Annotated in this window: 24 protein-coding genes and 2 tRNA genes; 12 read left to right on the plus strand and 14 right to left on the minus strand. The window is 68.5% G+C overall.

The window, feature by feature from the left end:
* Nucleotides 1-47 precede the first annotated feature (47 nt).
* Complete coding sequence (locus PGN23_RS12680; protein WP_335303277.1) at nucleotides 48-2084, minus strand: S9 family peptidase; 2037 nt, start codon at nucleotides 2082-2084, stop codon at nucleotides 48-50.
* Nucleotides 2085-2185: 101 nt separating this feature from the next.
* Here PGN23_RS12680 and PGN23_RS12685 point away from each other — a divergent pair, with 101 nt between their 5' ends.
* Together PGN23_RS12685 and PGN23_RS12690 are read left to right on the plus strand one after the other, a co-directional pair.
* Nucleotides 2186-3151, plus strand: a complete 966-nt coding sequence (locus PGN23_RS12685) for a bifunctional helix-turn-helix transcriptional regulator/GNAT family N-acetyltransferase (RefSeq protein WP_335303278.1) — start codon at nucleotides 2186-2188, stop codon at nucleotides 3149-3151.
* Nucleotides 3148-3840, plus strand: coding sequence for an aspartate/glutamate racemase family protein (locus PGN23_RS12690; protein ID WP_335303279.1), 693 nt, complete (start codon nucleotides 3148-3150; stop codon nucleotides 3838-3840). The genes PGN23_RS12685 and PGN23_RS12690 overlap by 4 nt, the downstream gene beginning before the upstream one ends.
* A gap of 20 nt (nucleotides 3841-3860) precedes the next feature.
* On the opposite strand, the gene PGN23_RS12695 is transcribed toward PGN23_RS12690, so the two are convergent.
* From PGN23_RS12695 to PGN23_RS12705, 3 genes are read right to left on the minus strand one after another with little or no spacing between them, the layout of a single operon-like run.
* A complete protein-coding gene (locus PGN23_RS12695) occupies nucleotides 3861-4451 on the minus strand; it encodes a DUF2497 domain-containing protein (RefSeq protein WP_335303280.1) in 591 nt (196 codons plus the stop codon).
* Between the two features lie 40 nt (nucleotides 4452-4491).
* Nucleotides 4492-6000 (minus strand): TolC family outer membrane protein, encoded by a 1509-nt coding sequence (locus PGN23_RS12700; protein ID WP_335303281.1) that lies wholly within the window; start codon nucleotides 5998-6000, stop codon nucleotides 4492-4494.
* Nucleotides 6001-6014: 14 nt separating this feature from the next.
* Complete coding sequence (locus PGN23_RS12705) at nucleotides 6015-6695, minus strand: protein-L-isoaspartate O-methyltransferase family protein (protein ID WP_335303282.1); 681 nt, start codon at nucleotides 6693-6695, stop codon at nucleotides 6015-6017.
* A gap of 186 nt (nucleotides 6696-6881) precedes the next feature.
* Between PGN23_RS12705 and PGN23_RS12710 the strand changes: the two genes are divergently transcribed.
* A tRNA-Cys gene (locus PGN23_RS12710) sits at nucleotides 6882-6955 on the plus strand.
* 47 nt (nucleotides 6956-7002) lie between these two features.
* Here the strand turns inward: PGN23_RS12710 and mltG are convergent.
* From mltG to fabD, 6 genes are all read right to left on the minus strand, one after another.
* Complete coding sequence (gene mltG / locus PGN23_RS12715; RefSeq protein ID WP_335303284.1) at nucleotides 7003-7968, minus strand: endolytic transglycosylase MltG; 966 nt, start codon at nucleotides 7966-7968, stop codon at nucleotides 7003-7005.
* Between the two features lie 79 nt (nucleotides 7969-8047).
* Nucleotides 8048-9304 (minus strand): beta-ketoacyl-ACP synthase II, encoded by a 1257-nt coding sequence (gene fabF / locus PGN23_RS12720; RefSeq protein WP_335303285.1) that lies wholly within the window; start codon nucleotides 9302-9304, stop codon nucleotides 8048-8050.
* Nucleotides 9305-9475: 171 nt separating this feature from the next.
* Nucleotides 9476-9712: an acyl carrier protein gene (locus PGN23_RS12725; RefSeq protein WP_066486348.1), complete on the minus strand. Its 237-nt coding sequence runs from the start codon at nucleotides 9710-9712 to the stop codon at nucleotides 9476-9478.
* A gap of 121 nt (nucleotides 9713-9833) precedes the next feature.
* Nucleotides 9834-10571: a 3-oxoacyl-[acyl-carrier-protein] reductase gene (gene fabG / locus PGN23_RS12730; RefSeq protein ID WP_335303286.1), complete on the minus strand. Its 738-nt coding sequence runs from the start codon at nucleotides 10569-10571 to the stop codon at nucleotides 9834-9836.
* Nucleotide 10572: 1 nt separating this feature from the next.
* Complete coding sequence (locus tag PGN23_RS12735; RefSeq protein ID WP_335303288.1) at nucleotides 10573-11001, minus strand: GxxExxY protein; 429 nt, start codon at nucleotides 10999-11001, stop codon at nucleotides 10573-10575.
* A 29-nt stretch (nucleotides 11002-11030) separates the two neighbouring features.
* Nucleotides 11031-11990 carry an ACP S-malonyltransferase gene (gene fabD / locus PGN23_RS12740; protein WP_335303289.1) on the minus strand — a complete coding sequence of 320 codons (960 nt, stop codon included), beginning with the start codon at nucleotides 11988-11990 and terminating at the stop codon, nucleotides 11031-11033.
* A 227-nt stretch (nucleotides 11991-12217) separates the two neighbouring features.
* Here fabD and rpsF point away from each other — a divergent pair, with 227 nt between their 5' ends.
* The 3 genes from rpsF to rplI are packed head-to-tail and all read left to right on the plus strand — an operon-like array spanning nucleotide 12218 to nucleotide 13485.
* Entirely contained in the window at nucleotides 12218-12655 is a 438-nt protein-coding gene (gene rpsF, locus PGN23_RS12745; protein WP_335303291.1) for a 30S ribosomal protein S6, read from the plus strand.
* Nucleotides 12655-12879: a 30S ribosomal protein S18 gene (gene rpsR / locus PGN23_RS12750; RefSeq protein ID WP_007403456.1), complete on the plus strand. Its 225-nt coding sequence runs from the start codon at nucleotides 12655-12657 to the stop codon at nucleotides 12877-12879. The genes rpsF and rpsR overlap by 1 nt, the downstream gene beginning before the upstream one ends.
* Before the next feature lie 12 nt (nucleotides 12880-12891).
* A complete protein-coding gene (gene rplI / locus PGN23_RS12755) occupies nucleotides 12892-13485 on the plus strand; it encodes a 50S ribosomal protein L9 (protein WP_335303292.1) in 594 nt (197 codons plus the stop codon).
* A 403-nt stretch (nucleotides 13486-13888) separates the two neighbouring features.
* On the opposite strand, the gene mutL is transcribed toward rplI, so the two are convergent.
* Nucleotides 13889-15706: a DNA mismatch repair endonuclease MutL gene (gene mutL / locus PGN23_RS12760; protein WP_335303293.1), complete on the minus strand. Its 1818-nt coding sequence runs from the start codon at nucleotides 15704-15706 to the stop codon at nucleotides 13889-13891.
* A gap of 137 nt (nucleotides 15707-15843) precedes the next feature.
* Between mutL and PGN23_RS12765 the strand changes: the two genes are divergently transcribed.
* The 6 genes from PGN23_RS12765 to PGN23_RS12790 all read left to right on the plus strand — a co-directional run bounded on the left by PGN23_RS12765 (nucleotide 15844) and on the right by PGN23_RS12790 (nucleotide 21747).
* A complete protein-coding gene (locus PGN23_RS12765) occupies nucleotides 15844-16884 on the plus strand; it encodes a rod shape-determining protein (RefSeq protein ID WP_335303294.1) in 1041 nt (346 codons plus the stop codon).
* 24 nt (nucleotides 16885-16908) lie between these two features.
* Complete coding sequence (gene mreC, locus PGN23_RS12770; RefSeq protein WP_335303295.1) at nucleotides 16909-17814, plus strand: rod shape-determining protein MreC; 906 nt, start codon at nucleotides 16909-16911, stop codon at nucleotides 17812-17814.
* Nucleotides 17811-18320 carry a rod shape-determining protein MreD gene (locus tag PGN23_RS12775; protein ID WP_335303296.1) on the plus strand — a complete coding sequence of 170 codons (510 nt, stop codon included), beginning with the start codon at nucleotides 17811-17813 and terminating at the stop codon, nucleotides 18318-18320. Before mreC ends, PGN23_RS12775 begins: the two co-directional genes overlap by 4 nt.
* Nucleotides 18321-20459, plus strand: coding sequence for a penicillin-binding protein 2 (gene mrdA, locus PGN23_RS12780; protein WP_335303297.1), 2139 nt, complete (start codon nucleotides 18321-18323; stop codon nucleotides 20457-20459).
* Nucleotides 20456-21565: a rod shape-determining protein RodA gene (gene rodA, locus PGN23_RS12785; RefSeq protein WP_335303299.1), complete on the plus strand. Its 1110-nt coding sequence runs from the start codon at nucleotides 20456-20458 to the stop codon at nucleotides 21563-21565. Before mrdA ends, rodA begins: the two co-directional genes overlap by 4 nt.
* 106 nt (nucleotides 21566-21671) lie before the next feature.
* Nucleotides 21672-21747 (plus strand) — tRNA-Lys (locus PGN23_RS12790).
* Nucleotides 21748-21975: 228 nt separating this feature from the next.
* On the opposite strand, the gene PGN23_RS12795 is transcribed toward PGN23_RS12790, so the two are convergent.
* The 3 genes from PGN23_RS12795 to PGN23_RS12805 form a co-directional block, all read right to left on the minus strand.
* Complete coding sequence (locus tag PGN23_RS12795; RefSeq protein WP_335303300.1) at nucleotides 21976-23337, minus strand: DUF4041 domain-containing protein; 1362 nt, start codon at nucleotides 23335-23337, stop codon at nucleotides 21976-21978.
* A gap of 45 nt (nucleotides 23338-23382) precedes the next feature.
* Nucleotides 23383-23913 carry a hypothetical protein gene (locus PGN23_RS12800; RefSeq protein WP_335303301.1) on the minus strand — a complete coding sequence of 177 codons (531 nt, stop codon included), beginning with the start codon at nucleotides 23911-23913 and terminating at the stop codon, nucleotides 23383-23385.
* A 160-nt stretch (nucleotides 23914-24073) separates the two neighbouring features.
* Nucleotides 24074-24529: a hypothetical protein gene (locus tag PGN23_RS12805; RefSeq protein ID WP_335303302.1), complete on the minus strand. Its 456-nt coding sequence runs from the start codon at nucleotides 24527-24529 to the stop codon at nucleotides 24074-24076.
* Nucleotides 24530-24533: the final 4 nt, after the last annotated feature.

Below are 24533 nucleotides of genomic sequence, written 5' to 3' on the forward strand. Positions count from 1 at the left end.
GGTGCCGCGTGCCCTTCGACTTCGCTCAGGGTGAACGGAGGTGGGGATCAGTTGGTGGGCGTCCCCTTCGTCCAGCGATCCATCCAGCCGATCACCTCGCCATACCATTGCCGCGAGTTCTTGGGCTTGAGCACCCAGTGGTTCTCGTTCGGGAACACCAGCAGCCGCGACGGAATGTCGCGCCGTTGCAGCGCGGTGAACGCCGCCAGCCCCTGCGTATAGGGGATGCGGAAGTCCTTCTCGCCGGTGATGACCAGCATCGGGGTCTTCCACTTGTCGACGTAATTCACCGGGTTCCACTTCTCGAACGCGGCGGGGTCCTCGAAATAGGCCTTTCCGCCATGCTCCCATTCGTCGAACCACAGCTCCTCGGTCTCGTATGCCATGGCGCGCGCGTCGAACACGCCGTCATGCTGGACGATGCACCTGAAGCGATCGGGCCAGCGCCCCTCGAACCAGTTCATCATATAGCCGCCGTAGCTCGCGCCCAGCGCACAGGCACGGTCCGGATCGAGCCAGTCGAACTTCGTCGTCGCCGCGGCCAGCCCCTTCTGGAGGTCCTCCAGCGGCCACCCGCCCCAATTGTTGCGGATCGCGTCGGTGAACGCCTGCCCGTAACCCGTCGACCCGTGGAAATCGACCGCGACCAGCGCATAGCCCGCGCCCGCGAACACCGCCGGGTTCCAGCGATACGACCAGCTGTTGTTGCTCGATCCCTGCGGCCCGCCGTGCACCATATAGGCGATCGGCAGCTTGCCCGCGACACCCACGGGGCGCACCGCATAGCCCCAGACGGTGTCGTTATTCGCGCCCCTGAAGCTGAACCGCTCGACCGTCGGCATCTCGACGCCGGCCAGCCTCGCCGCATTGACGCTGGTCAGCCGCACCGGCGTGCCGGCGCCGGCGACGCGATAGAAATCACCGGGCGCGGTCAGGCTGTCCATCGCCACCACGACCCCCTTCGGCCCGACCGCGACGGCGGACACATGGCCCTCCTGCGTCAGCCGGGACACCTGTCCCGTCGTCGCATCGACACGGAACAGCGGCACCTCCTGCATGTCCTCCGCGGTGACGTACAGCGAGCGCGAATCCGGCGCCCAGTTGATCGAGCCCACCGAACGGTCCCAGCGCTCGGTCAGCGACGTCAGCTTCCCCGTCGCCAGATCGCGGATGGTCAGGACGTAGCGGTCCGCCTCGTATCCGGCGCGCCGCATCGCGAGATAGGCGAGCTTGCGCCCGTCCGGCGACACCGCCGGTTGCGTATCGGTCGCCTGATTGGGCGCGGTCAGATCGACCGGCGGCGCGCTGCCGTCCGCGGGCACGGCGAAGATGTCGAGGTTGGTCGACAGCGGCTCGATCCGGCCCGCCTCGCGCAGCGCGAAATAGATCGTGCGCCCGTCCGGGCTCCACGACACTTCCTCGGCACCGCCGAACGGCTTGGACGGCGTGTCGCCGATCAGCGCGCCGACCACCGCCGTGCCGTTGCCGCGCGCACCGGAGGCGGTCAGCGGCAGCACGAACAGCTGCGATCGGTTGCCGTCGGCCCACGTATCCCAATGCCGCACGAACAGCTGGTCGTACGTCCGCCCCACGCCGGCATCCGCCGCCTTCTTCTCCATCGCCGGCTCAAGCGACGGCGCGCCCGGCTTGCGATCCGCCCAGACGACGACGCGGTCCCCGGTCGGCGACACCTTGAAGCCGTTGAACCCACCCTTGAAATCGGTCAGCCGCCGCGGCGTCCCGCCGGTGACGGGAACGGACCAGATCGCATCATCGGCGGAGAAATAGACCGTCGTGCCGACGATCTGCGGATCGTTCTCGTCCAGCGTCGCATCCGCCGCCAGCTTCGCCGGCCGCGCATTCGGCACGGTCAGGTCGAGCCGCCACAGGTCGTACCGACCGCGATCGGCGGCCAGGTCGGTCTCGCGCTGCGCCCAGACCAGCCATCGCCCGTCGCCCGACATGGTCGGCGTGCCGACGCGACTGAGCATCGTGACATCGGCGATCGTGAGCTGACGGGCCATCGCAGGGGTCGCGACGGCGGCGGAAAGCGCGAGCAGACTCGCAGCGAACATCCTCTTCATGCGCGCAGATACAGCAGATCGTCGCGACTGAAACAATCATGCGCGTTGACGAAAACTCCGCACGGCCATAGCGTGATATATAGCACGTTATGGGGCCGCGCATGCAACCGGACATCCTGCGCCAGTCGGGGCGCATCTTCCTGGGGAGCCGGCTCAAGCGGCTCGGCGAACGGATGCAGGCTGGGGCGGCGCGCGTCATCGCCGAGGCCGGTCTGCCGGTCCAGCCGACCCACATGCCGTTGCTGGCCGCGCTGGAGGCATGCCCGCTGACGATCGGTCAGCTGGTCCAGTCGGTCGGCATCAGCCAGCCCGGCGTCACCCGTGCGATCGGACAGCTCGTCGCGCTCGACCTCGTCCGCTCCGACACGGGCACCGATCAGCGCCGGCGCACCGTCTCGCTCACCGATGCCGGGCGCGCGGTCATGGCCCGCGCCCGCCTGCTCGTCTGGCCGCGCATAGAAGGCGCGGTCGATACCCTGTGCGACGGTGACGCGGCGTCGCTTCTCGCCCGCATCGCCGCGCTCGAGGAGGCGCTGGCGAGCCTCCCGCTCGATGTCCGTGCCGCCGCGGTGACGCCGCAGCCATTGCGCATCCGCGACTTCAGCGACGGTCTGGCCCACCACTTCACCGCGATCGGCACCGAATGGCTGACCGAAATGTTCCGGCTGGAGGCCACCGATCGGCAGGTTCTGGACGACCCGCGCGGCACGATCATCCGGGGCGGCGGCGCGATCCTGTTCGTCGAGGCGGAGGGACTGGGCATCGTCGGCACCTGCGCGCTGCAGCGCAGCGGCGGCGATGCGATCGAGCTGACCAAGATGGGCGTCCGCGCCAGCGCGCGCGGGTTGAAGGCGGGCGAATTCCTGCTCCACGCGACGATCGCGCGCGCGCGCGAAATGGGCGCGGACCCGCTTTACCTGCTGACCAATGCGCGCTGCGCCGCGGCGATCCACCTCTATGAAAAGGCAGGATTCCGCCACGACGCCGACATCATGGCGACCTATGGCGCGCGCTATGCGCGGTGCGATGTCGCGATGCGCCATGTCGGTGCGGGGGATGCGGGATGAAGACGATCGGGCTGATCGGGGGAATGAGCTGGGAAAGCTCGGCCGAATATTACCGCCTGCTCAATCAGGGTGTGCGTGACCGCCGGGGACCGACCGCATCGGCGCGCTGCCTTCTCTGGTCGTTCGACTTTTCCGAGATCGAGCGTCTCCAGCATGATGGCGACTGGGACGGGCTGACCGCGCGGATGGTCGATGCCGCGCGCAGGCTGGAGGGGGCCGGCGCCGATGTCCTGCTGATCTGCACGAACACGATGCACCGCATGGCGCCCGCGATCGAGGCCGCCGTCGCGGTCCCGCTGCTCCACATCGCCGACCCTACCGCCGCCGCGATCAAGGCCGCCGGGCTGACGACGGTCGGGCTGCTCGGCACCGCCTTCACGATGGAACAGGATTTCTACCGCGGGCGCCTGACCGAGCGCCACGGGCTGGAGGTCGTCATCCCGGAGGCGGCCGACCGCGCCACCGTTCACCGGATCATCTATGACGAACTGGTCGCCGGGATCGTCTCGCCGACCTCGCGCGCGGCGTATCGCGGCGTGATCGCGCGCCTGGTTGCGGCGGGCGCGCAGGCCATCATCCTGGGCTGTACCGAGATCATGCTGCTGGTTCGCGCAGAGGACAGCGCGGTCCCGCTGTTCGACACCACCGCGCTCCACGCGCAGGCCGCTGTCATCGCCGCGCTCGACTGACCGCCGCGGTCAGCCCCGTTTCAACCCTGCCCGCGCGTGATCTTCGCGATCTCGCGCGCGACCATCTGCTCGACCAGACGCGGCAGGTTGCGGTCCAGCCACTCGCCCACCATCGGGCGCAGCATCTCGCGCACCAGCCCCTCCAGCGTGCCGTCGCCGTCCGGATCGGGCTTCACCACCAGCCGCGACAGCGCACCCAGCGCATCGCGCGTCGCCTCCACCGTCCGCGGCGACACGGGAATGTCCTCCTCCGGCTCCGCGGGTGCCGCTACGCGCGGCTCTTCCGTCATCGCTGCGGCCGGGGGCGGCGCGACCGGGGCGAACGCCTCCGGCGCGGGCGGCGGCGGGGCCGGGACGGGCGGCGGGGTCGGCGCGTGAAGCGCGTCGTTCAGTTCCAGCACCGCGTCGCGGTCGCGATCGGGGAAGCGCTCGGGCGCACGTTCCGGCGCTCGCTCGGGGACCTGGCCGACGGCGGCGGCGCCATGGCCATCCCCCGCTCCACCGTGCCCGCCCAGCGGACGCGGCGCGGCCCGGCGGCCAGGCGCCTCGCCTTCCTTGATGACGCGCTTGATGGAGGCGAGGATGTCCTCCATCGACGGTTCGGCGCTCATATCCCCCATCGCGGCGGTTCCTGTGACGGCATCGCGGCCGTCACGGCCGCGGTCGATCCACACCTGTCGTCAATGCGGGCGTCCTGTCAACATTGCTGTCGAGCAACGGATCGAGCGGGCGCGTCACCGTCGCGTCCTGTGCCGGCGTGGTCGCGGTGCCCGGGGCGACCGCCGTGGCGGCCCTTCCCCCGTCGAAGTCGGTGATCCGCCCCCGTACCTCGCGGTAATGGATCGTCGGGTCGTACAGCGCCCCGCCGTCCAGCCCCAAATCCTGCGCCTGCGCATGACCCATCGCCGCCAGCAGCGCGAAGCCGGCGACATAGGCGTCGCGCCGCGCCGTCACCAGCGTCACCTGGCTGTTGAGCAGTTCCTGCTCGGCGTTCAGGATGTCCAGGATGGTGCGCGTGCCGACGCTGTTCTCCGCTCGCACGCCCTCCAGGCTCAGCTTGTTGGCGTTCACCGCCGCCTCCGCCGAGGCGATCACCTCCTGAGAGGATCGCCAGATGGCATAGGCCGAGCGCGACGACGCGACCACCTGCCGCTCGGTCGCGGTCGCCTGCTCGATCGCCTGCCCGCGCAACTCCTGCGCCTGGCGGATCCGCGCCGAGGGAAGGCCACCCTGGAACAGCGGCAGGTTCAGCTGCAGGCCGATCCCGGTCGACGTCCCCGTCTGCCCCACGCCCAGCCCCGTCCCCGACCCCAGGCTGCCGAGATAATTGACGTAATTCTGCCCGACCGTGACGCCTACCTGCGGCAGGCGCCCGGCGCGCGCGGCGCGCACGTCGTAATCGCTCGCCAGCCGCGCCCGCTGCGCCGCCAGCAGCGTCGGATTGTCGCGCAGCGCGATCTCCACTGCGGCATCGGGCGAGGCGGGCAGCGGCGGCAGCGCGGGCGGCGGCTCCAGCGTCCCCGGCGCGGAGCCGACCAGCCGCACGTAATTCTCGCGGCTCGCGATCAGCGTCGCCTGTACCGATTGCAGCTGTGCCCGCGCCAGGCTCAGCCGCGCCTCGGACTGCGCGACATCGGTACGGGTCAGGTCGCCGACCTCGAAACGGTCGCGGCTGGCACGCAGGTTGGTGTCCAGCACGCGTACGTTCTGCGCGTTCAGCGCTACGATCGCCTCGTCGCGCAGCACGTTGTTGTACGCCGCGACCACATCCGTGAAGGTCGTCGCCTCCACCCCGCGCAGGTTCGCCTGTCCCGCCTCGACGCGGATCTCCGCTGCGCGCACGCCGTTGCTGACGCGGCCACCCTGATAGATCGGCACGGTCACGCCGATATTGCCCTGCAACAGCCGCTCGGGCGTGGTGAAGCTGTTGCCGCTGCGGATCAGGTTCTCGGTCACGCCGGTGGAGGTGGACACCACCGGCAGCCCCGCCGATCGCGCGATCGGCACGTTTTCGTCATTGGCGCGCTGCGCCGCGCGCTGCGCGGTCAGCGTGGGATTGTTGGCATAGGCCTTGGCGAGCGCATCCCGCAGCGTTTCGGCGGACAGGGGCGTCGCCACGATCGCGGCGACGCAGGTCAACAACGGCAGACGCGAACGCAAGGTGGAACGACCCTTTAGAAAGTGAAGCGGCGTGGCCGCGCGAAGCCGGGAAGCGGCACGGAATCGACGTCGACGAACGGGGTGAGCGCGAACGCCGCCCCGCGGCGCGCACCGGCGGCGAGGCGGTACACGCCATTCTCGATCAGGCCGGAGACGATCCGTCCGCCATCGACCAGCTGGGTGACCAGCGTCATCGGCACTTCCTCGACCGCGCCGTCGACGATCAGCACGTCATAGGGCGACTCGGCGGGGTGCCCATGCTCCAGCGCGCCCTCCACCAACGTGACGTTGGCAGTGCCCGACAGCGCCTCGCGCGCGGCACCGGCCAGCGCCGGAAGCGATTCGACCGCGACGACCTCCGCCACCAGCCCCGCGAGCAGCGCCGCGGTATAGCCCCCGGCCGCCCCGATCAGCAGCACGCTGTCGCTCGGCTGCAACCGCGCCTCCACCAGCAACCGCGCGGTCGCCAGCGGGGTATTCATCCGCCGCCCCTGCCCCAGGTCGATCGCGGTATCGCGGTACGCCATCGCCTGCGACGCGGCGGGGACGAAATTCTCGCGCGGCACCTGCGCCATCGCCGCGACGACGCGCGGATCGGTGACGGCGACGGTGCGCAGCTGGCTGGCCACCATCGCCTGACGCATGGCGGCGTAATCGTCGTGTCGCACGGCGGTGGCGGTCGTGTTCATCGTCATTCCTGTGGCATAGCTGTTATAGGGATGCAACACACGTTGTGCGCGGCCAGCGTCCGTCTATCGCGAAGCGGCGGTTCGGCCAACCGTGCAGTGCGCGCTTGCCCGGAGCCCGGCGAGGCGCTTTCCGCCGCGGCGGGGTTGACGCGCGCGCCAAACCCCGACATTGCCCGCGCCTCACCGCATCGAGGCGCGATGGCGGAGTGGTGACGCAGAGGACTGCAAATCCTTGCACCCGGGTTCGATTCCCGGTCGCGCCTCCAAAGCGGGGCGAGATGTAGCAGCGGGCCCGGTCCTACCGCCCCCGCTGCTACATCTCGCCCCGCGCACGGCGGATCGCGTACCATTTCTTCACATTGGCGTTATGCTCGACCAGCGTGTTGGCGAACACGTGCCCGCCTGTCCCGTCCGCGACGAAGTACAGCGCCTTCGACGGCGCCGGGTCGAGCACCGCGTCGATCGACAGCCGCCCCGGATTCGCGATCGGCCCCACCGGCAACCCGGCGCTGGCATAGGTATTGTAGCCGTTCTTCGCGCGCAGTTCCGACTGGCGGATGCGACGCCCCAGCGGACGCCCCCTGGTGATCGGATAGATGACCGTCGGGTCCGCCTGGAGCGGCATCCCCAGCCGCAGGCGGTTGGAATAGACCGCCGCCACGGTGCGGCGCTCGGCCGGCTTGCCCGTCTCCTTCTCCACGATCGAGGCGAGGATGATCGCCTGTTCGGGCGACGCGACCACGGAGGCGGGCTTGCGCGCCTTCCACGCCCCGGCGAGGTAGCGGGTCATCGCCGCCTGCATCCGCGCCAGCACCGCCGCGCGCGTGTCCCCGCGCTCGTAGGAATAGCCGTCGGGCAGCACCGATCCTTCCTTCGGGGTCGCCACCTCGCCGGTCAGTTCGTCCGCCTTCATCAGCGTGTCCCGCACCATCACCGAGGGCAACCCCTCGGGGATCACGACGACCCGCTGGAGCGCCTTGCCCGATTGCAGGATGCTCAGGATCTGCGACGCGCTCGCGCCGGCGGGGATCTCATACTCCCCCGCCTTGATCGATCCGCCGCCGCCGAACACGCGCGCCTGGAGCCGGAACCGCGTGGCGGAGGCGATCGCCCCCGCCTTCTCCAGCCGCGCCGCGGCGGAGGCGAGCGTCGCGCCCTGCGGCACGGTGAAGGCGATCGGCCGCGCCGCCGGCCCCTCGCCCTTCCACCCGTGCGCGACCCACAGGCCGACCGCGACGAGCAGCGCTGCGATGATACCGAGACAGCCGATCTTGCGCATGAACCTGTTCCCCGGCGCAGGCCGGGGTCCACTTACGGCCGGCCCGATACTGGCCCCCGGCCTGCGCCGGGGACCACCCTTAGACCGCCTTCATCACCAGCGAGGCGTTGGTGCCACCGAAGCCGAAGCTGTTGTTCAGCACCGCGCGCACCTCGCGCTTCTTCGCGGTCAGCGGGACCAGATCGACGCCCTCGGTCCCCTCGTCCGGATTGTGGAGGTTCAGCGTCGGCGGCACGACCTGATCGCGCAGCGCCAGGATGCAGAAGATGCTCTCCACCGCGCCCGCGCCACCCAGCAGGTGGCCGATCGCCGACTTCGTGCTCGACATCGACGCCCCCGACAGATCGTCGCCGAACACGCGCTTCGCCGCGGCGAGTTCGATCGTGTCGGCCATGGTCGAGGTGCCGTGCGCGTTGATATAGTCGATATCCGACGGCTCCATCCCCGCCTTGCGCAGCGCCATCCGCATCGCCAGCTCCGCGCCCTTGCCCTCGGGGTGCGGCGCGGTCACGTGGTACGCGTCGCCCGACAGGCCGTAACCGACCACCTCGGCATAGATCTTCGCGCCGCGCGCCCTGGCGTGCTCATATTCCTCCAGCACGACGACGCCCGCGCCCTCGCCCATCACGAAGCCGTCGCGGTCCTTGTCATAGGGGCGGCTCGCCTCGGTCGGACGGTCGTTCATGCTCATGTTGAGCGCGCGCGCCTGCGCGAAGCCCGCGACGCCCAGCGGGTTGACCGTGCTCTCCGCACCGCCCGCCAGCATGATGTCGGCATCGTCGTCGCGGATCATCCGCGCCGCATCGCCGATCGAATGCGCGCCGGTCGAGCAGGCGGTCACGACCGCGTGGTTGGGCCCCATCAGGCCGTATTTGATCGACACCTGACCGCTGATGAGGTTGATGAGCCGCCCGTGGACGAAATGCGGGCTGACGCGGCCGGGGCCGCGCTCGGCGAGGTTGACCGACTCGATCTCTATCCCCGGCAGCCCGCCGATACCCGAGCCGATCGAGACGCCGGTGCGCAGCTTCGTCGCCTCGTCCATGTCGGCCAGCCCGGCATCCTCCAGCGCCTGCCCCGCCGCATCGATGCCATAGACGATGAACGGATCGACCTGACGCTGCACCTTGTGGTCGACGCGCTTGTCCGGGTCGAAGCCATATTCGTGATCCTTGGGCTTCACCTCGCACGCGATGGTGCACTTCTGGCCCGTGGTATCGAAGCGCGTGATCGTCCCCGCCCCCGATTTGCCCGCGATCAGATTGGCCCAGACGGTTTCCACGTCCGCTCCCAACGGAGTGACGAGACCCAGACCCGTGACGACGACGCGACGCATAGGCTTTCCTTCTTCACCGCTGCCGTGTCTCTCCTCACGGCCGGTCTTCGACAATGGTTCGGCGTTCAAAACGAAACGGCTCCCCGCCCTCTGGCCGAGGAAGGGGAGCCGCTCTGCATCGGGCTCGCGACCGCGCGGGCGGGCGGATCGCCCGTCCGCGCGTACCGCAGCTCAGCCCTTGTGCTCGTCGATGTAGGTGATCGCGTCCTTCACGGTCGAGATCTTCTCGGCGGCGTCGTCCGGGATCTCCACCCCGAACTCTTCCTCGAACGCCATCACCAGCTCGACGATGTCGAGGCTGTCCGCGCCCAGATCGTCGATGAAGCTGGCGTCCTCGGTCACCTTTTCGGCCTCGACGCCGAGATGCTCGACGACGATCTTCTTCACGCGGTCGGCGGTCTCGCTCATAACTTTCCCTCTTTCACATTGGGGGGTAGAATTCGAATTGCTGAACGCAGGTAGAACGGGGTTGGTCGCCTGACAAGTCCAACCGTTAACCCGAATGATCCAGGTCAAACCCGCTCCGGCGTCAAACCATCGCCATGCCGCCGTTGACGTGGATCGTCTGGCCGGTGACGTATCCCGCCTCCCGGCTGGCGAGATAGGCGACCGCCGCGGCGATGTCCTCGCCCGTGCCCAGGTCGCCCGCCGGGATGCGCTGCGTCAGCGCGGCCTTCTGCACCTCGGGCAGCACGTCGGTCATCGCCGAGCGGATGAAGCCCGGCGCGACGCAATTGACGGTGATGTTGCGCGTGGCCAGTTCCTGCGCCAGCGCCTTGGACATGCCGACCAGCCCCGCCTTGGACGCGGCATAGTTCGCCTGCCCCGGATTGCCGGTCTGCCCCACGACCGAGGTGATCGAGATGACGCGCCCGAACCGCGCCTTCATCATCGGCTTCGCCGCGGCGCGGATCAGCCGGAACGCGGCCTCCAGGTTGACGCGGATCACCTGATCCCATTCGTCGTCCTTCATCCGCATCGCGAGGTTGTCGCGCGTGACGCCGGCATTGTTGACCAGGATGTCGATCTTCCCCAGCGCCTCGACCGTGCGTGGCACCAGCCCGTCGACCGCCGCGGCGTCCGACAGGTCGCACGCTAGCGCGACATGATCGCCGCCCAGCCCGCTGCGGAACGCCTCCAGCTTGTCGACATTGGACCCGGACACCGCCAACCGCGCCCCCTGCGCCGCCAGCCCCTTGGCGATCGCCGACCCGATCCCGCCCGAAGCGCCCGTCACCAGCGCGGTCATCCCTGTGAGGTCGAACATGTCATTCTCCGTTGATCTGGTTCACGCGAAGACGCGAAGACGCAAAGGTGTTGTGGCCGTTCACGACACGCCGCAGTCCCTCTTTCAACGTCGCGCCACCGAAATTGATGAGAAGCCCGAGCGGTTGCTTTGTCAGCCTGAGATATGTCAGCAGTTGCTTGGCATGAGCGGCATTCAGCCGCTCGACTGACTTGATCTCTACAAGGAGGCAGCCGCCAACGAGAATGTCGATCCGAAACGCCGCTTCGAACGAGAGTCCCTCGAAGTCGAAGGACACCGGCGCCTGCCGCTGAACCTCGTATCCCAGCCGCGCCAGCTTTGCCGCCAGCACAGTTTCATAGACGCTCTCCAGCAGACCGGGCCCTAAGTCACGATGCAGCCGAAAGGCGACGTCGATGACATCCGAAGCGGCTGCCTCAATGTCCATCATCTTTGCGTCTTCGCGGCTTCGCGTGAACATCACATCCTTTTAAGCAGCGCCTCGATGTCGTCCATCGTCACCACGCTGATCGCCTCCGCGTCCGGGACGATGCGCTTGACCATCGGCGACAATACCTTGCCGCCGAACTCGACGAACTCCGTCACCCCCGCCGCCGCCATCGCCAGCACCGATTCGCGCCACCGCACGCGCCCGGTCACCTGCTCCACCAGCAGCCGCCGGATCGCGCCCGCGTCGGCCACCGCCGCCGCGTCGACGTTCGCGAACACCGGCACCAGCGGCGCGCGCAGGTCCGCGTCGGCCAGCGCCGCCTCCATCGCGGTCGCGGCATCCTCCATCAGCGCGCAGTGGAACGGCGCCGACACCGGCAGCAGCACCGCGCGCCTGGCGCCCATTTCCTTCGCCAGCGCGACCGCGCGCTCCACCGCGACGCGGTGGCCGGAGATCACCACCTGCGACGGATCGTTGTCGTTGGCGACGGTGCAGACCAGCTCCTCGCCGCCCTCCGCCAGGATCGAATCGATCGCGGCGCCCGCGATCACCTGCGCCTTCTCGACGTCGGCTCCCAGCAGCGCCGCCATCGCGCCCTCGCCCACCGGCACCGCCGCCTGCATCGCGCGCCCGCGCAGCTTCAGCAGCCGGGCGGTGGTCGACAGGTCCAGCGCCTCCGCCGCGCACAGCGCACTATATTCGCCCAGCGAATGGCCCGCGACATAGTCCGCCTTGTCGGTTAGCGTCACATGGCCCTCGCGTACCAGCACGCGCAGCGTCGCGATCGCGTTCGCCATGATCGCGGGCTGCGCATTCTCGGTCAGCGTCAGCGCGTCCGCGGGCCCCTCCGCCATCAGGCGGCGCAGGTTCTGGCCCAGCGCCTCGTCCACCTCGCCGAAGACCTCGCGCGCGACCGGGCTGGCGTCGAACAGCGCCTGCCCCATGCCGACCGCCTGGCTGCCCTGACCGGGAAAGATGAACGCGCGCATGAGGCCTCTCCTTGATACGAAGGGCTGCGCTGCTAGGCGGGGGCGGCGGGTGCGGTCAACCGTGGCGGCGATCCGGCTTGCTTTTCGGCACGACTTGCGCCAAGGGCTCATCCGCACCGGGCGGGATGGCCATGCCTCCCCGCCCGTTTGCTGTTTGTGAACGACAGCCGGAGGGGCGTGACGCATGGGGCGCACGTCAGCGATCGGCCAACATAGAAGGTACGTGCATGGCTCTGTACGAGCACGTGTTCCTTGCGCGCCAGGATCTGGCACAGGCGCAGGTGGACGCGCTGGCGGAAACCGCCACGAAGATCGTCGCCGACCACGGCGGCAAGGTCGTCAAGACCGAGACCTGGGGTCTGCGGTCGCTCGCCTATCGCATCGCGAAGAACCGCAAGGCGCATTACGTGATGCTCGAGATCGACGCACCGGGCGACACCGTCGCCGAGCTGGAGCGTCAGACCGGCATCAACGAGGACATCATCCGCTACATGACCGTCCGCGTCGACGGCCACGAAGCCGGCCCGACGGTGATGATGCGCAAGCAGGAGCGCGACCGCGAGCGTCGCAGCGATCGTGAAGGCGGGCGCGAGGGTGGCCGTGGCGAGCGCGGCGATCGTGGTGACCGTGGCCCCCGTCGTGACCGTGAAGAGGAGGCCGCATAATGGCGCGTCCGTTTTTCCGCCGCCGCAAGTCGTGCCCGTTCAGCGCCAAGGATGCGCCCCGGATCGACTATAAGGACGTGCGCCTGCTCCAGGGCTTCGTGTCCGAGCGTGGCAAGATCGTCCCGTCGCGCATCACCTCGGTGAGCGCCAAGAAGCAGCGCGAGCTGGCGCAGGCGATCAAGCGCGCCCGCCACCTGGGCCTGCTGCCCTACGTCGTGAAGTAAGGAGAAGAGCAGATGGACGTCATTCTGCTTGAGCGCGTCGAGAAGCTCGGCGGCATCGGCGACGTGGTGAAGGTGAAGGACGGGTTCGCCCGCAACTTCCTCCTGCCGCGCAAGAAGGCGCTGCGCGCCAACGAAGCCAACCGCAAGGTCTTCGAGGCGAACCGCGCCCGCATCGAGAGCGAGAACGCGAACCGCCGCGGCGAAGCGGAGAAGGAAGCCGGCTCGTTCAAGGACGCGCAGGTCACGCTGATCCGCCAGTCGTCGAACACCGGCCAGCTGTACGGCTCGGTCGCGGTGCGCGATCTGGTCGATGCGCTGGTGGCCGATGGTCACAAGGTGACCAAGAGCCAGGTCGTGCTGGACCGCCCGATCAAGTCGATCGGCCTGTACGACGTGCGCGTGCAGCTTCATCCCGAAGTCGCCGTGACCGTGAAGGTCAACGTGGCGCGCTCGCCCGAGGAGGCCGAGATGCAGGCTGCGGGTGTCGACGTCATGCAGCAGGTCTTCGAGGAAGGCCGCGACCAGGGCGGCTTCACCGAGGACTACGATCCCAATGCGGAGCCCGGCGCCACCGCCGAGGTCCAGTCGGACGACGCGCAGGGCTGAGGCTCCGCGCTTCCCCCAGCGCTTCCTTCGTCGAGGGATGCAAAAAGGCCCGCCCGGAGCGATCCGGGCGGGCCTTTCCGTTGGGCGCCGCTGTTCGGGGGGGTGGGGGCGCGACGCCCGGGGGGCTCGTGTTCAGGGCACCGCCACGCACGCACCGACCACGGCGGCGAGCGGGACCAGGGCCAACATCAGCGGAAAAAAGTGTTTCATCGTCGACCCTTGCGGTGATCCGGGCTTCGAGATGCTGAATGCGCAGCCGCGCCGAAGGTTGCGCGGGCATGAACGCAAACCGCCACGTCCGCCCCGGCGGCCGGTTCACCGATCTTGCGCCATGAGTGCGGCGGGATCGCGCGCAACATCGAAGACCGGCGTCCGGTAGGGGCGCGCGGGTGCCGCACACCCGTCACCGCCGCCCGAACAGCTTCTCGATATCCCCATGCGCCAGCTTCACCCACGTCGGGCGGCCATGATTGCACTGGCCCGAACGCGGCGTCGCCTCCATCTCGCGCAGCAGCGCGTTCATCTCGGTGACCGACAGCACCCGCCCGGCGCGGACCGAGCCGTGGCACGCCATCGTCCCCGCGACCGCGTCCAGCCGCTCGCGCAGCGACAGCGCCTCGTCATAGGCGGCGAGCTCGTCGGCCAGATCGGTGACCAACCCCCTCGGATCGCCCTGCCCCAGCAGCGCGGGCGTCGCGCGAACCAGCATCGCGCGCGCGCCGAACCGCTCCAGTTCCAGCCCGAAGTCCGCCAGTTCCCCGCTGCGCGCCTCCAGCCGGTCGCAGGCGGGCTCGTCCAGTTCGACGACCTCGGGCAGCAGCAGCGCCTGGCTCGCGACGCGCCCGCCCGACAGCGCGGCGCGCATCCGCTCCAGCACCAGCCGCTCGTGCGCGGCGTGCTGGTCGACCAGGACGAGCCCGTCCTCCGCCTCGGCGACGATATAGGTCTTCGCCACCTGCCCGCGCGCCACGCCCAGCGGGAAGTCGGTCGTCGCGGGCGGCGGCGCCCATGCCGCCTCGGCCCGCGCCGCGGGGGGCGGGGCGAAGAAGGTCGGGCGACGGTCGTGCAGCCTCAGCCCCTCCCCTTCGGAGGAGGGATTGGGGGTGGGGGATATCTCACCGAGACCGGCATAGGCGGAACTGTCCCACCCCAACCCCTCCCCCGCGGGGGAGGGGCCGGAAGACCACAGCGCCATCACGTCCGCCGGCGCGCTATGCGCCACGCGGTGCCCGGCGGCATCCAGCGCGCGCCGCAGCCCCGAGACGATCATCCCGCGCACCAGCGCGGGATCGCGAAAGCGCACCTCGGTCTTGGCCGGGTGGACGTTCACGTCCACCTCGCTCGGCGGCACGTCGAGGAACAGCGCCACCACCGCATGGCGGTCGCGCGGCATCATCTCGGCATAGGCGCCGCGGATCGCGCCGATCAGCAGGCGGTCCTTCACCGGCCGCCCGTTGACGAAGAGATACTGGTGATCCGCGACCCCGCGGTGGAAGGTGGGCAACCCCGCGACCCCGCCCAGCACATGGCCGTCGCGCGTCAGGTCGATCGCGACCGAATTGTCCGCCAGCGCGCGGTCGGTCAGCGCCGCGACGCGCGCCGGCCGCCCCTCCGCCGCGGCGACCGACAGCACGCGGCGCGCATCATGCTCGACCGAAAAGGCGATATCCGGTCGCGCCATCGCCAGCCGGCGCACGACGTCCATGCACGCCGCATATTCCGCCCGCGGCGAGCGCAGGAACTTGCGCCGCGCCGGCACCCGCGCGAACAGCCCCTCCACCACCACGCGCGTGCCCGGCGGCAGCGCCGCGGGGCCGTCGCGCTCCACCGTACCGTTGTCGACCGTCCGCGCCCAGCCCTCGCTTCCCCCCCGCTCCTTGGGCGGCCGGCTCTCGATCGTCAGCCGCGCGACCGACGCGATCGAGGGCAGCGCCTCGCCGCGGAAGCCGAGCGTCTCGACCCGGTCGATATCCTCGTCCGGCAGCTTCGACGTGGCGTGCCGCTCCAGCGCCAGCGCGATCTCGGGCGGCGACATGCCGCAGCCGTCGTCAGCCACCTCGATCCGCTCGACCCCGCCCGCCGACAGCACCACCGCGATCCGCGTGGCGCCGGAGTCGATGGCGTTCTCGACCAGTTCCTTCAACGCGCTGGCCGGTCTTTCCACCACTTCACCGGCGGCGATGCGGTTGACCAGATGCGACGGGAGACGGCGTATTGACACAGGGCAGTCCCTAGCCCAATCGGCCCTCTCCCGCGACCCCGCAGATGCCGTGTTTTCCATGACAGCCGCGGGCTGCGCGACAGGTGACCATCGCGCCGGGCACCGTCCGGCGACCAATGCAACGGACCGCACTCCCAATGGTATTCTCGCGCTTGTTCAAGATGACCTCGCACGACATGGCGATCGACCTCGGCACCGCCAACACCGTCGTCTATGTGCGCGGCCGCGGCATCGTCCTGAACGAGCCGTCGGTGGTCGCGGTGGAGACGATCAACGGGCAGAAGCGCGTCAAGGCCGTCGGCGACGATGCGAAGCTGATGATGGGCAAAACCCCCGGCACGATCGAGGCGATCCGCCCCTTGCGCGACGGCGTCATCGCCGACATCGACGTCGCCGAGCAGATGATAAAGTATTTCATCGAGAAGGTGCACGGGCGCCGGCGCTTCATGCGCTGGCCGGAGATCGTGATCTGCGTCCCCTCGGGCTCGACCAAGGTGGAGCGCCGCGCGATCCGCGACGCGGCGCAGAACGCGGGCGCCAGCGCGGTCTATCTGATCGAGGAGCCGATGGCCGCCGCGATCGGCGCCGACATGCCGGTGACGGAGCCGATCGGCAGCATGGTCGTCGACATCGGCGGCGGCACGACGGAGGTCGCGGTGCTGTCGCTGCGCGGCCTCGCCTATACCACGTCGGTGCGCGTCGGCGGCGACAAGATGGACGAGGCGATCGTCAGCTATGTGCGCCGCAACCACAACCTCCTGATCGGCGAGGCCACCGCCGAGCGGATCAAGCAGGAGCTGGGCTGCGCCAAGCCGCCGGTCGACGGCATCGGCAAGACCGTCCACATCAAGGGCCGCGACCTCGTCAACGGCGTGCCCAAGGAAATCCAGATCAACCAGGCGCAGATCGCCGAGGCGGTCAGCGAGCCGGTCGCCGCGATCGTCGACGGCGTGCGCATCGCGCTGGAGAATACCGCGCCGGAACTGGCCGCGGACATCGTCGACCAGGGCATCGTCCTGACCGGCGGCGGCGCGCTGCTCCAGGGGCTGGACGAGGTGCTGCGCGACGAGACCGGGCTGCCGGTGACGATCGCCGACGAGCCGCTGATCTGCGTCGCGATCGGCACCGGCCGCGCGCTCGAGGATCCGCTGTTCCGCACCGTGCTACAGAACGGATAACCTCAGGGGCGGGAGAAGGCGGCAATGGCGCCGTCGCGGGATCGGCGCCCGGGCTTCTCGCGGCGCGCACAATATGGGCTGTTCTTCACCTACATCCTCGGCATTGCGCTGGCCGTGGTGGGGGCGGCGTTGCTCGCGCTCTCGACGTTCAATCCCGCCGCCTTCGCCATGGCGCGCGCCGGCGTCGCCGAACTGACCGCGCCGGTGTCCGCCGTGCTGGGCGCGGGCGTCCGCGCGGTGGCCAGCGTGCCGGAGACGATCGGCACCTATTTCCGCGTCCATGACGAGAACGAGCGGCTGCGCGCACGGCTGGACCGCGCGCGCGGCGCGCTGATCGCGGGGCGGCGTGCCCAGTTGGAGAACGCACGGCTGCGCGCGCTGCTGCGGCTGCGCGACCGCTTGCCCGATGTGGTGACGACCGCGCGAATCGTCAGCACCACCGCGTCCAGCACGCGCCGCTACGGCCTGCTCAATGCCGGAGCGTGGCAGGGCGTGGCCGAGGGGCAGCCCGTCAGTGGTCCGGAGGGGCTCATCGGGCGCATCCTCTATACCGGCCCCAACACCGCGCGCGTCCTCCTCATCACCGACGCGGAAAGCGTCGTGCCCGTGGTCCGCGTCCGCGACGGTCGCCCCGCGCTGGCGGCGGGGCGCGGCGACGGGCTGATCGACATCCGCACCATCGACACCGCGGACGGACGGTTCCGGCCCGGCGACATCTTCGTCACCTCGGGCACCGGCGGCATCTTCGTCCCCGGCGTGCCGGTCGCGCGCGTGCTCCAGGCAGGGAGCGAGAATGCGCCCGCGCGCCCGTTCGCGCGCGCCGACGTGCTGGACATCGCGATCGTGCATCCTGCGTTCATGCCGCCCCCGCCACCAGCCCCCGCACCCGTGCCCTCCCCCGCCCCCTCGCCCTCCGCCACCGATTCGTGAGCCGCGCTCCCCGCCGCCCGTTCGAGGAACCGCTGCCGCGCCACGGCGCGCGGCTGCTGCCGTGGACCAGCGTGATGGCCGGATCGCTGGTGACGGTGCTTCCCTGGGGCGCGACGCTGCCGCTGCTCCCGCCGTTCGGCCTCCTGATGATGCTGTCGTGGCGGCTGCTCGCGCCGCTGTCGCTGCGTATCTGGGCGCCCGCCTTGCTGGGGCTGTTCGACGACCTCGTCTCCGGCCAGCCGGTCGGCAGCGCGATGCTGTTGTGGATGCTCGCCTATTTCCTGGTCGAGGCGATGGACGCACGGTCGGGCGTGCGCGACTTCGTGCAAAGCTGGGCGATCGCCGCGGTCGCGATCGCGCTGTGCCTGGGCGGCGGACGATTGGTCGCGACACCGCTCGGCGCGCATGTCGATAGCGTGCTATTGCTCCAGATCGTGATCTCGATCCTCATCTTCCCGGCGACCGCGCGCATGGTGGCGTGGATCGACCTCAAGCGGGCGCTGTAGATGGCGCGCGCGCCCAAGGTGATGACGCAGGCGACGCAGGCGTACAGCTTCTCGCGCCGCGCCTGGCTGCTCGGTGCGGGTCAGGCGGGGGTCGGCGCGCTGCTGATCGGGCGGATGGGCTGGCTCGCGATCGCGCAGAACGAACGCTACAGCCTGCTCTCCGAGAGCAATCGCGTGAACATGACGATGATTCCGCCGCGCCGCGGCTGGATCGTCGACCGCCATGGTCAGCCCATCGCGAGCAACCGCACCGACTTCCGCGTCGACGTGATCCCCGACCGGCTGGAGGACAAGGATCGCGTGCTCGCGCAGCTGCGCCGGCTGCTGTCGCTGACCGACGAGGATATGGCGCGGATCGACGCCGATCTGGAAAAGGCGGTCGGCTTCCAGCCGGTCGAGATCGCCGAGAATATCGACTGGGACCGTTTCGCCGCGATCCAGGTGCGCCAGCCCGAGCTGCCCGGCGTCGCCCCCACCCGCGGCTTCGCGCGGCTCTACCCCGCAGGCGCGGCGGTGGCGCATCTGACCGGCTATGTCGGCGCGGCGACGGCGGAGCAGTATAAGAAGACGCGCGATCCGCTCTACGTCACACCCGGCTTCAAGCTTGGCAAGGACGGGCTTGAAAAGACGATGGAACCCGTGCTCCGCGGCACCGCCGGTGCCAAGCGGGTGGAGGTCACCGCCCGCGGCAAGCTGGTCAAGGAACTCGCCACCCGCCCCGACAAGCCCGGGCGCACGCTCCACCTGACGATCGACGCCGGTTTGCAGGAATATGCCGCGCGTCGGCTGGGCACCAATTCCGGCTCCGCGGTCGTCTTCGACTGCCGGACTGGCGAGATGCTGGCGATGGTCAGCATGCCCGCCTACGATCCGAACAGCTTCTCCGAGGGGATCAGCCACCTCGAATGGAAGATGCTGAGCGCGGACGATCACGTGCCGCTCATGAACAAGGTCACGCAGGGGCTGTACCCGCCCGGCTCGACCGTGAAGCCGATGAACGGCCTCGCGCTGCTGGCGGCGGGCGTGTCGCCGGAGGAGCGCGTGTTCTGCTCGGGCGCGATGCGGGTCGGGACCGGCGTCTTCCACTGCCACAAGCGCCGCGGTCACGGCCCGCTCAACCTCAAACAGGCGATCGAGCAGAGCTGCGACATCTATTTCTACGAGATGGTGCGCCGCGCGGGCTACGACCGGATCGCCCCGGTCGCGCGCGCGCTGGGACTGGGACAGAAATTCCATTTGCCGTTCGCCACCCAGCGTTACGGCACGGTGCCAGATAGCGCGTGGAAGCGACGGAAATATCACGCCGATTGGACCGTCGCCGATTCGCTCAACGCCTCGATCGGCCAGGGCTATGTGCTCGCCAACCCGCTCCAGCTCGCGGTCATGTCGGCACGCATCGCCTCGGGCCGCGACCTGCAGCCGACGATCATCCGCGACCTCTACAAGCCGCAGGCGCAACCGCTCGCGATCGATCCCGAGCATTTCCGGATCATCCGCGAGGCAATGAACGGCGTCGTCAACGGCGGCGGCACCGGCGGCGCGGCGCGGATGCAGGTGCCCGGCATCGGCCTCGCCGCGAAGACCGGCACCGCGCAGGTCCGCCGCATCACCATGGCGGAGCGGCGCGCGGGCGTGCTGTCGAACGGGCAATTGCCCTTCAAGCTGCGCGACCACGCCTTGTTCGTCTGCTTCGCTCCCTACGACGACCCGCGCTACGCCGCCGCGATCGTGCTGGAGCACAACGGCCATACGGTCCGCAACCTCGACACGCCGATGATCGGACGCGACATCATGACCTATCTCTTCGACCGCGAGCGCGCGCTGAAGAGCCTGGCGGAGGTCGAGCCGACCTGGGGCGGCGACATCCGCACCCGCATGGCCGCGCAGGCGGCCGCCTATCGCGCCGCGAACGCCGCGCCCGCCGCCGTCGGCGAGGAGGCGGAGGACAAGCCGGCGACGGACGCCCGCGCGGTGGAGGCCGCGACCGACGCCTCCAACGCGTCGGCCGAGGCGATGGCGCGCGACATCGCAAACGGCGCGGGCCCTGCCCGCACCGGCTCCCCCGAGCCGGAAACCGAGGCGGAACGCCGCGCCGCACCGCTCGACCGCGAGGCTTCTGCGCCGCAGGAACCGCGATGAACGGGATCGTGGTCCCCGCCACGCTCGCGCGGCTGCCGTGGCGCGTGCTGCTGCTGGTGCTGGCGATCGGCAGTTTCGGGCTCGTCGTGCTCTATTCGGCCGCCGGCGGCAGCATCCGGCCCTGGGTCCTGCCGCAGGGGATCCGCTTCGGCGTCTTCCTGATCGGCGCGGTGGCGCTGTCGCGCGTACCAACCGAGTTCTGGAAGAAATACGCCTTCTGGATCTATGGCTTGTTTCTGGTTCTTCTGGTTCTGGTCGAGCTGCTCGGCGCGGTACGCGGGGGTAGCCAGCGCTGGCTCGGCTTCGGCCCGATCCGCATTCAGCCCTCGGAAATGATGAAGCTTGCCATCGTGCTCGCGATGGCGCGGTTCTACGACATGCTCCCCGCGGCGGAGACGCGGCGCTTCCAGGCGGTATGGCCGGCCTGCGTGCTGATCGGCCTGCCCGCCGCCTTCGTCATGCTCCAGCCCGATCTCGGCACCGGCCTGATGATCTGCGCGGGCGGCGCGACGGTCATGTTCCTCGCCGGCATCCCGCTACGCCTGTTCATCGGCGGCGCGGTCGGCGCCGCGCTCGCCATCCCGCTCGCGGTCAATTACGTTCTTCACGACTATCAGCGCCACCGCGTGCTGATCTTCATGGACCCGGAAAGCGATCCGCTCGGCACCGGCTACCACATCAGCCAGTCGAAGATCGCGATCGGCTCGGGCGGGCTGTTCGGCAAGGGGTTCCTCAACGGCACCCAGAGCCATCTCGACTATCTTCCCGAGGGCCATACCGATTTCGTGTTCGCCACCATGGCGGAGGAATGGGGACTGATGGGTGGAGCGTTCCTCATCATCGCCTTCCTTCTGGTCATCCGCTGGGGCGTGAACGTCGGCGTGCGGGCGGAGGATCGCTTCGCGAAGCTGGCCGCGGCGGGGCTGGCGACGACGATCTTCTTCTACCTCGCGATCAATCTGATGATGGTGATGGGCCTCGCCCCCGTCGTCGGCATCCCGCTGCCGCTCGTCAGCTTCGGCGGCTCGGCGCAGATGACGGTCCTGATCTCGCTCGGCATCCTGATGGGCATCGATCGCTCGATCGGAAAGCGCTCGCGCTGGTGATGGGCGAAAAACGCAAATTAGGTGTTGCCGACCACGAAAGGCGTTGCTAGAGGCGCGCTTCCCGACGCGGACGGCTCCTGACGGACCCGCCCGCTCCCGGAAAAATGGACGCATAGCTCAGTTGGTAGAGCAGCTGACTCTTAATCAGCGGGTCCTTGGTTCGAGCCCAAGTGCGTCCACCATTTTTCAACGACTTAGCGGGCGCCGAGTGGCGCTCGCGCGAGGCCAAGTAGCAAATAGGTAGCTCGGCGTTTCAGCTCGGAAGGGTAACACACTTTTTGCGCGCCAGCGTCCGGTCCTAATGCGATAGCCCCCTCCCCGGTCCAATTCCATTTTTCGCGTTTTCGGAACGGCCGGGCTGCCGTGACGAGGGCAGCGCGTCGAGCGGGCAATGGAACCTCGCCCGCTTGTCATATCTCAGCGGGGAACGGCTCAAGCGCGGCGTCCACGTTCTCAAGCGCCTGTCGGCGGCGGTGCAGGGTTTCGCGGTATTCCTGAGCCTCTACGTCCTTGAAGAAGGGGGCGTCAGGTGCGAGCCGCTGAACGGCTGCCTCAACTTCGTCCAGCGACGCGCGGAAGAACTCCTTGCGGTAGTTCTGCGCGTTGACGCGCGTCGGCTCAAACTCGGCATGGAGCGCGCGTTCCAACGATGGAGCGTCATCGCTGTAGATGATGGCGTGCGTGTCGAAAATGAACGGGACGCTGGCGTCGCCCAGCTCTCGAACGCGGTCCAACGGGTCGAGCCTTCGCGTGAGGCCGATTTTCACGACGCCTTCGCCGAACGAGCCGATGTTGCTTATGATGTAAACGTACCCGGAGCGGGTCCGCTCGGCCATAGCTTGCGCGCGTGCCACCTTGGCGCGGGCTTCGGCAAGATCGCGTTCAAGCACCTCAATCTGGTCGGCGAAGGCGTCCAGCTTCGGACCCACGATGTTCGCCGCTTCGGCCTTGGCCTTGTCGAGCAAACGGGCGTAGTACTCCTCTTGCTCTTGAGCTTCTTCCATGTCGCGCAAGAGCTTCTGTTCCTCGCGTGCCAGCCGCACGGCTTCCGCCCGCTCATCCCGTTCGGCTTTCACCTTCTCCCGGTATTCATGCGTGAGGTAAAGTTCTTCCAGTTTCAGCTTCAAAAATTCGGAGCTAACAAATATTGCATTGGACGCGTTCAGCTTTTCAATCTGTTCTTTAGCGCGAAGGATGCGCTTCTCCATCGCATTTACATTGTTCCAGCGAGTATTAGCAATGGCAGCGTCGCATTCGTTATTGAACGCACGAAGCGTCAGGCGGATGTTCCGGTTTGTCATCGACTTTCCCTTGGATGCGCTGCCGTCAACGCTCCAAGTCGTCGTGCAATAGACCGCGGTTTTGTCCGAGATCATCCGCTTCTGATTGTCGCGGACGTTGGTGATTGCCGACTTGTATGCCTCACTGTCGGAGAACTCGAAGTGCGGCTCATAGACGCCCATTTCCGCGAAAGATAACCGCTCATCGAAGATCGCAATCTCGTGCGTGAGCCGGTCGTAAACTGCGCGCTTCTCGCCGTAGCTGGTTTGCAGATCGGTGATTGCTGTTCGCGCTGCCACCAACTCGGCATTCACCTTGGCCTTTTCGTCGTCCAAGTCGACGATACCCGCGAAGCGCTCCCGTGTCTCTCCAAGCTGTTCTTCCGCCGCGCGTGCGCGCTTCGTCGCCTTTCGCCAGAGGATCAGAACGGCAATCAGCGCGAGCGGCGATAGCAACAGAAGGACTGCAATAACCGTCCCGGCAGCATCCATGAGCGTCTCCCCTTTTCGCAACACTCGCCAGCGCCTTCCCCGATGTCAAACGCTCGCGTGAGTGCGCTTGCTTCCCCGCTGCCAGCGGCCGGGCGGATGCTGTTGGGCGTGCGTTAGGCGACGCTCGCCTGAGAACAGGGCGTAGGCCGTTCCCTTGCCCTGTAGCACGTTGCGTACCGTGCCGGGCGAACAGCGGAACGCGGCGGCAATCTCGTGGCGGGAGAAGCCCCGCTTTCGATACTCACCTATCGCCAGCCGCGACCACGCAGAAAGCTGAGCGCCGCCCCTGAGGCGCGCCATTTGCAGCCCGTGTTCGGCTCGCATCGCCCAGATAGCGGCGTCAACGGCTGCCATGATCGCCGGGTCAGATTGTGCCGCGTTAATCGCTGCTGCCCGGTAGGTCGCAACCGATGAACGGGAGCGATCAAGCGCTGCCGCATAGAATGACAGGGACAGGCCGGGCAGGAGCATGAAGGCGTGGAACGCTGTCCGGTCCTGCCCTCGCTTAGGCGGGTAAACCGGCTGCCACGGTTCTCCTTCGACCCTCAGCGCTCGTTCTGAGTGAGAACTGGTCATCGAAACCGCGTTGCCACGGTGGCACGCCTCTCACTCTCATTTTTCTGAAACTGTGACAGTGTGACAGTTGGGACAGTTGACCTATTAAGTGCCGGGAAAATCAGCGGTAGGGCAGCTTCATGAGTAACGGTCCCAAACTGTCCCAACCGTCCCAACCCGTTCATGCGGCGGCGGCGAAGCTGAGATAGCGCGGGTAGAGCCGGAGCGGATCGGCGGTCTCGCTTGGCATCGGCAGCGCCAGCAACGCAGCACGGCGGTTCTGTCGCATGAACACCAGCGGGTCGAAAGGGTTGAACAGCATCAACCGGCCGTTCTTGCGTTCAAGATTGCCGATCGCGGTAACGTCGCCTGCCAGCGCCTTCGCGTTCACGGCTTCGACCCATCGGTCCACATCGGGCATGGGCCAGGCGGAAACCGCGATGCGGGCTTCATCGAAGCGCCAGTCGCTCATGCTCACCCGCATGGGAACGGAGCCGAGCGGCGCATCGAACAGAACGGACGTGCGCGGCTCGATCGGATTGCGGTTTGGCGCGGCCGGGTCGAAGCGGCCGGTTCGGATGCCCTCATTCGCGGCATGGGCGAGCAGGGCAAGGAAGGCGTGGGAGCGTAGATTCATGGCG

This window comes from Sphingomonas adhaesiva, assembly GCF_036946125.1.
GTDB lineage: Bacteria > Pseudomonadota > Alphaproteobacteria > Sphingomonadales > Sphingomonadaceae > Sphingomonas > Sphingomonas adhaesiva_A.

Bases quoted from the DNA above. Each gene is read 5' to 3' on its own strand.
- rodA (WP_335303299.1), top strand. From the start codon at position 20,456: ATGAACGGGATCGTGGTCCCCGCCACGCTCGCGCGGCTGCCGTGGCGC.
- PGN23_RS12725 (WP_066486348.1), bottom strand. From the start codon at position 9,712: ATGAGCGAGACCGCCGACCGCGTGAAGAAGATCGTCGTCGAGCATCTC.
- rpsF (WP_335303291.1), top strand. From the start codon at position 12,218: ATGGCTCTGTACGAGCACGTGTTCCTTGCGCGCCAGGATCTGGCACAG.
- rplI (WP_335303292.1), top strand. From the start codon at position 12,892: ATGGACGTCATTCTGCTTGAGCGCGTCGAGAAGCTCGGCGGCATCGGC.
- fabG (WP_335303286.1), bottom strand. From the start codon at position 10,571: ATGTTCGACCTCACAGGGATGACCGCGCTGGTGACGGGCGCTTCGGGC.
- PGN23_RS12680 (WP_335303277.1), bottom strand. From the start codon at position 2,084: ATGAAGAGGATGTTCGCTGCGAGTCTGCTCGCGCTTTCCGCCGCCGTC.
- rpsR (WP_007403456.1), top strand. From the start codon at position 12,655: ATGGCGCGTCCGTTTTTCCGCCGCCGCAAGTCGTGCCCGTTCAGCGCC.
- PGN23_RS12765 (WP_335303294.1), top strand. From the start codon at position 15,844: ATGGTATTCTCGCGCTTGTTCAAGATGACCTCGCACGACATGGCGATC.
- PGN23_RS12795 (WP_335303300.1), bottom strand. From the start codon at position 23,337: ATGGATGCTGCCGGGACGGTTATTGCAGTCCTTCTGTTGCTATCGCCG.
- mrdA (WP_335303297.1), top strand. From the start codon at position 18,321: ATGGCGCGCGCGCCCAAGGTGATGACGCAGGCGACGCAGGCGTACAGC.
- PGN23_RS12735 (WP_335303288.1), bottom strand. From the start codon at position 11,001: ATGATGGACATTGAGGCAGCCGCTTCGGATGTCATCGACGTCGCCTTT.
- mreC (WP_335303295.1), top strand. From the start codon at position 16,909: ATGGCGCCGTCGCGGGATCGGCGCCCGGGCTTCTCGCGGCGCGCACAA.
- fabF (WP_335303285.1), bottom strand. From the start codon at position 9,304: ATGCGTCGCGTCGTCGTCACGGGTCTGGGTCTCGTCACTCCGTTGGGA.
- PGN23_RS12805 (WP_335303302.1), bottom strand. From the start codon at position 24,529: ATGAATCTACGCTCCCACGCCTTCCTTGCCCTGCTCGCCCATGCCGCG.
- fabD (WP_335303289.1), bottom strand. From the start codon at position 11,990: ATGCGCGCGTTCATCTTTCCCGGTCAGGGCAGCCAGGCGGTCGGCATG.
- PGN23_RS12685 (WP_335303278.1), top strand. From the start codon at position 2,186: ATGCAACCGGACATCCTGCGCCAGTCGGGGCGCATCTTCCTGGGGAGC.
- PGN23_RS12800 (WP_335303301.1), bottom strand. From the start codon at position 23,913: ATGACCAGTTCTCACTCAGAACGAGCGCTGAGGGTCGAAGGAGAACCG.
- mltG (WP_335303284.1), bottom strand. From the start codon at position 7,968: ATGCGCAAGATCGGCTGTCTCGGTATCATCGCAGCGCTGCTCGTCGCG.
- PGN23_RS12690 (WP_335303279.1), top strand. From the start codon at position 3,148: ATGAAGACGATCGGGCTGATCGGGGGAATGAGCTGGGAAAGCTCGGCC.
- PGN23_RS12705 (WP_335303282.1), bottom strand. From the start codon at position 6,695: ATGACGATGAACACGACCGCCACCGCCGTGCGACACGACGATTACGCC.
- PGN23_RS12695 (WP_335303280.1), bottom strand. From the start codon at position 4,451: ATGAGCGCCGAACCGTCGATGGAGGACATCCTCGCCTCCATCAAGCGC.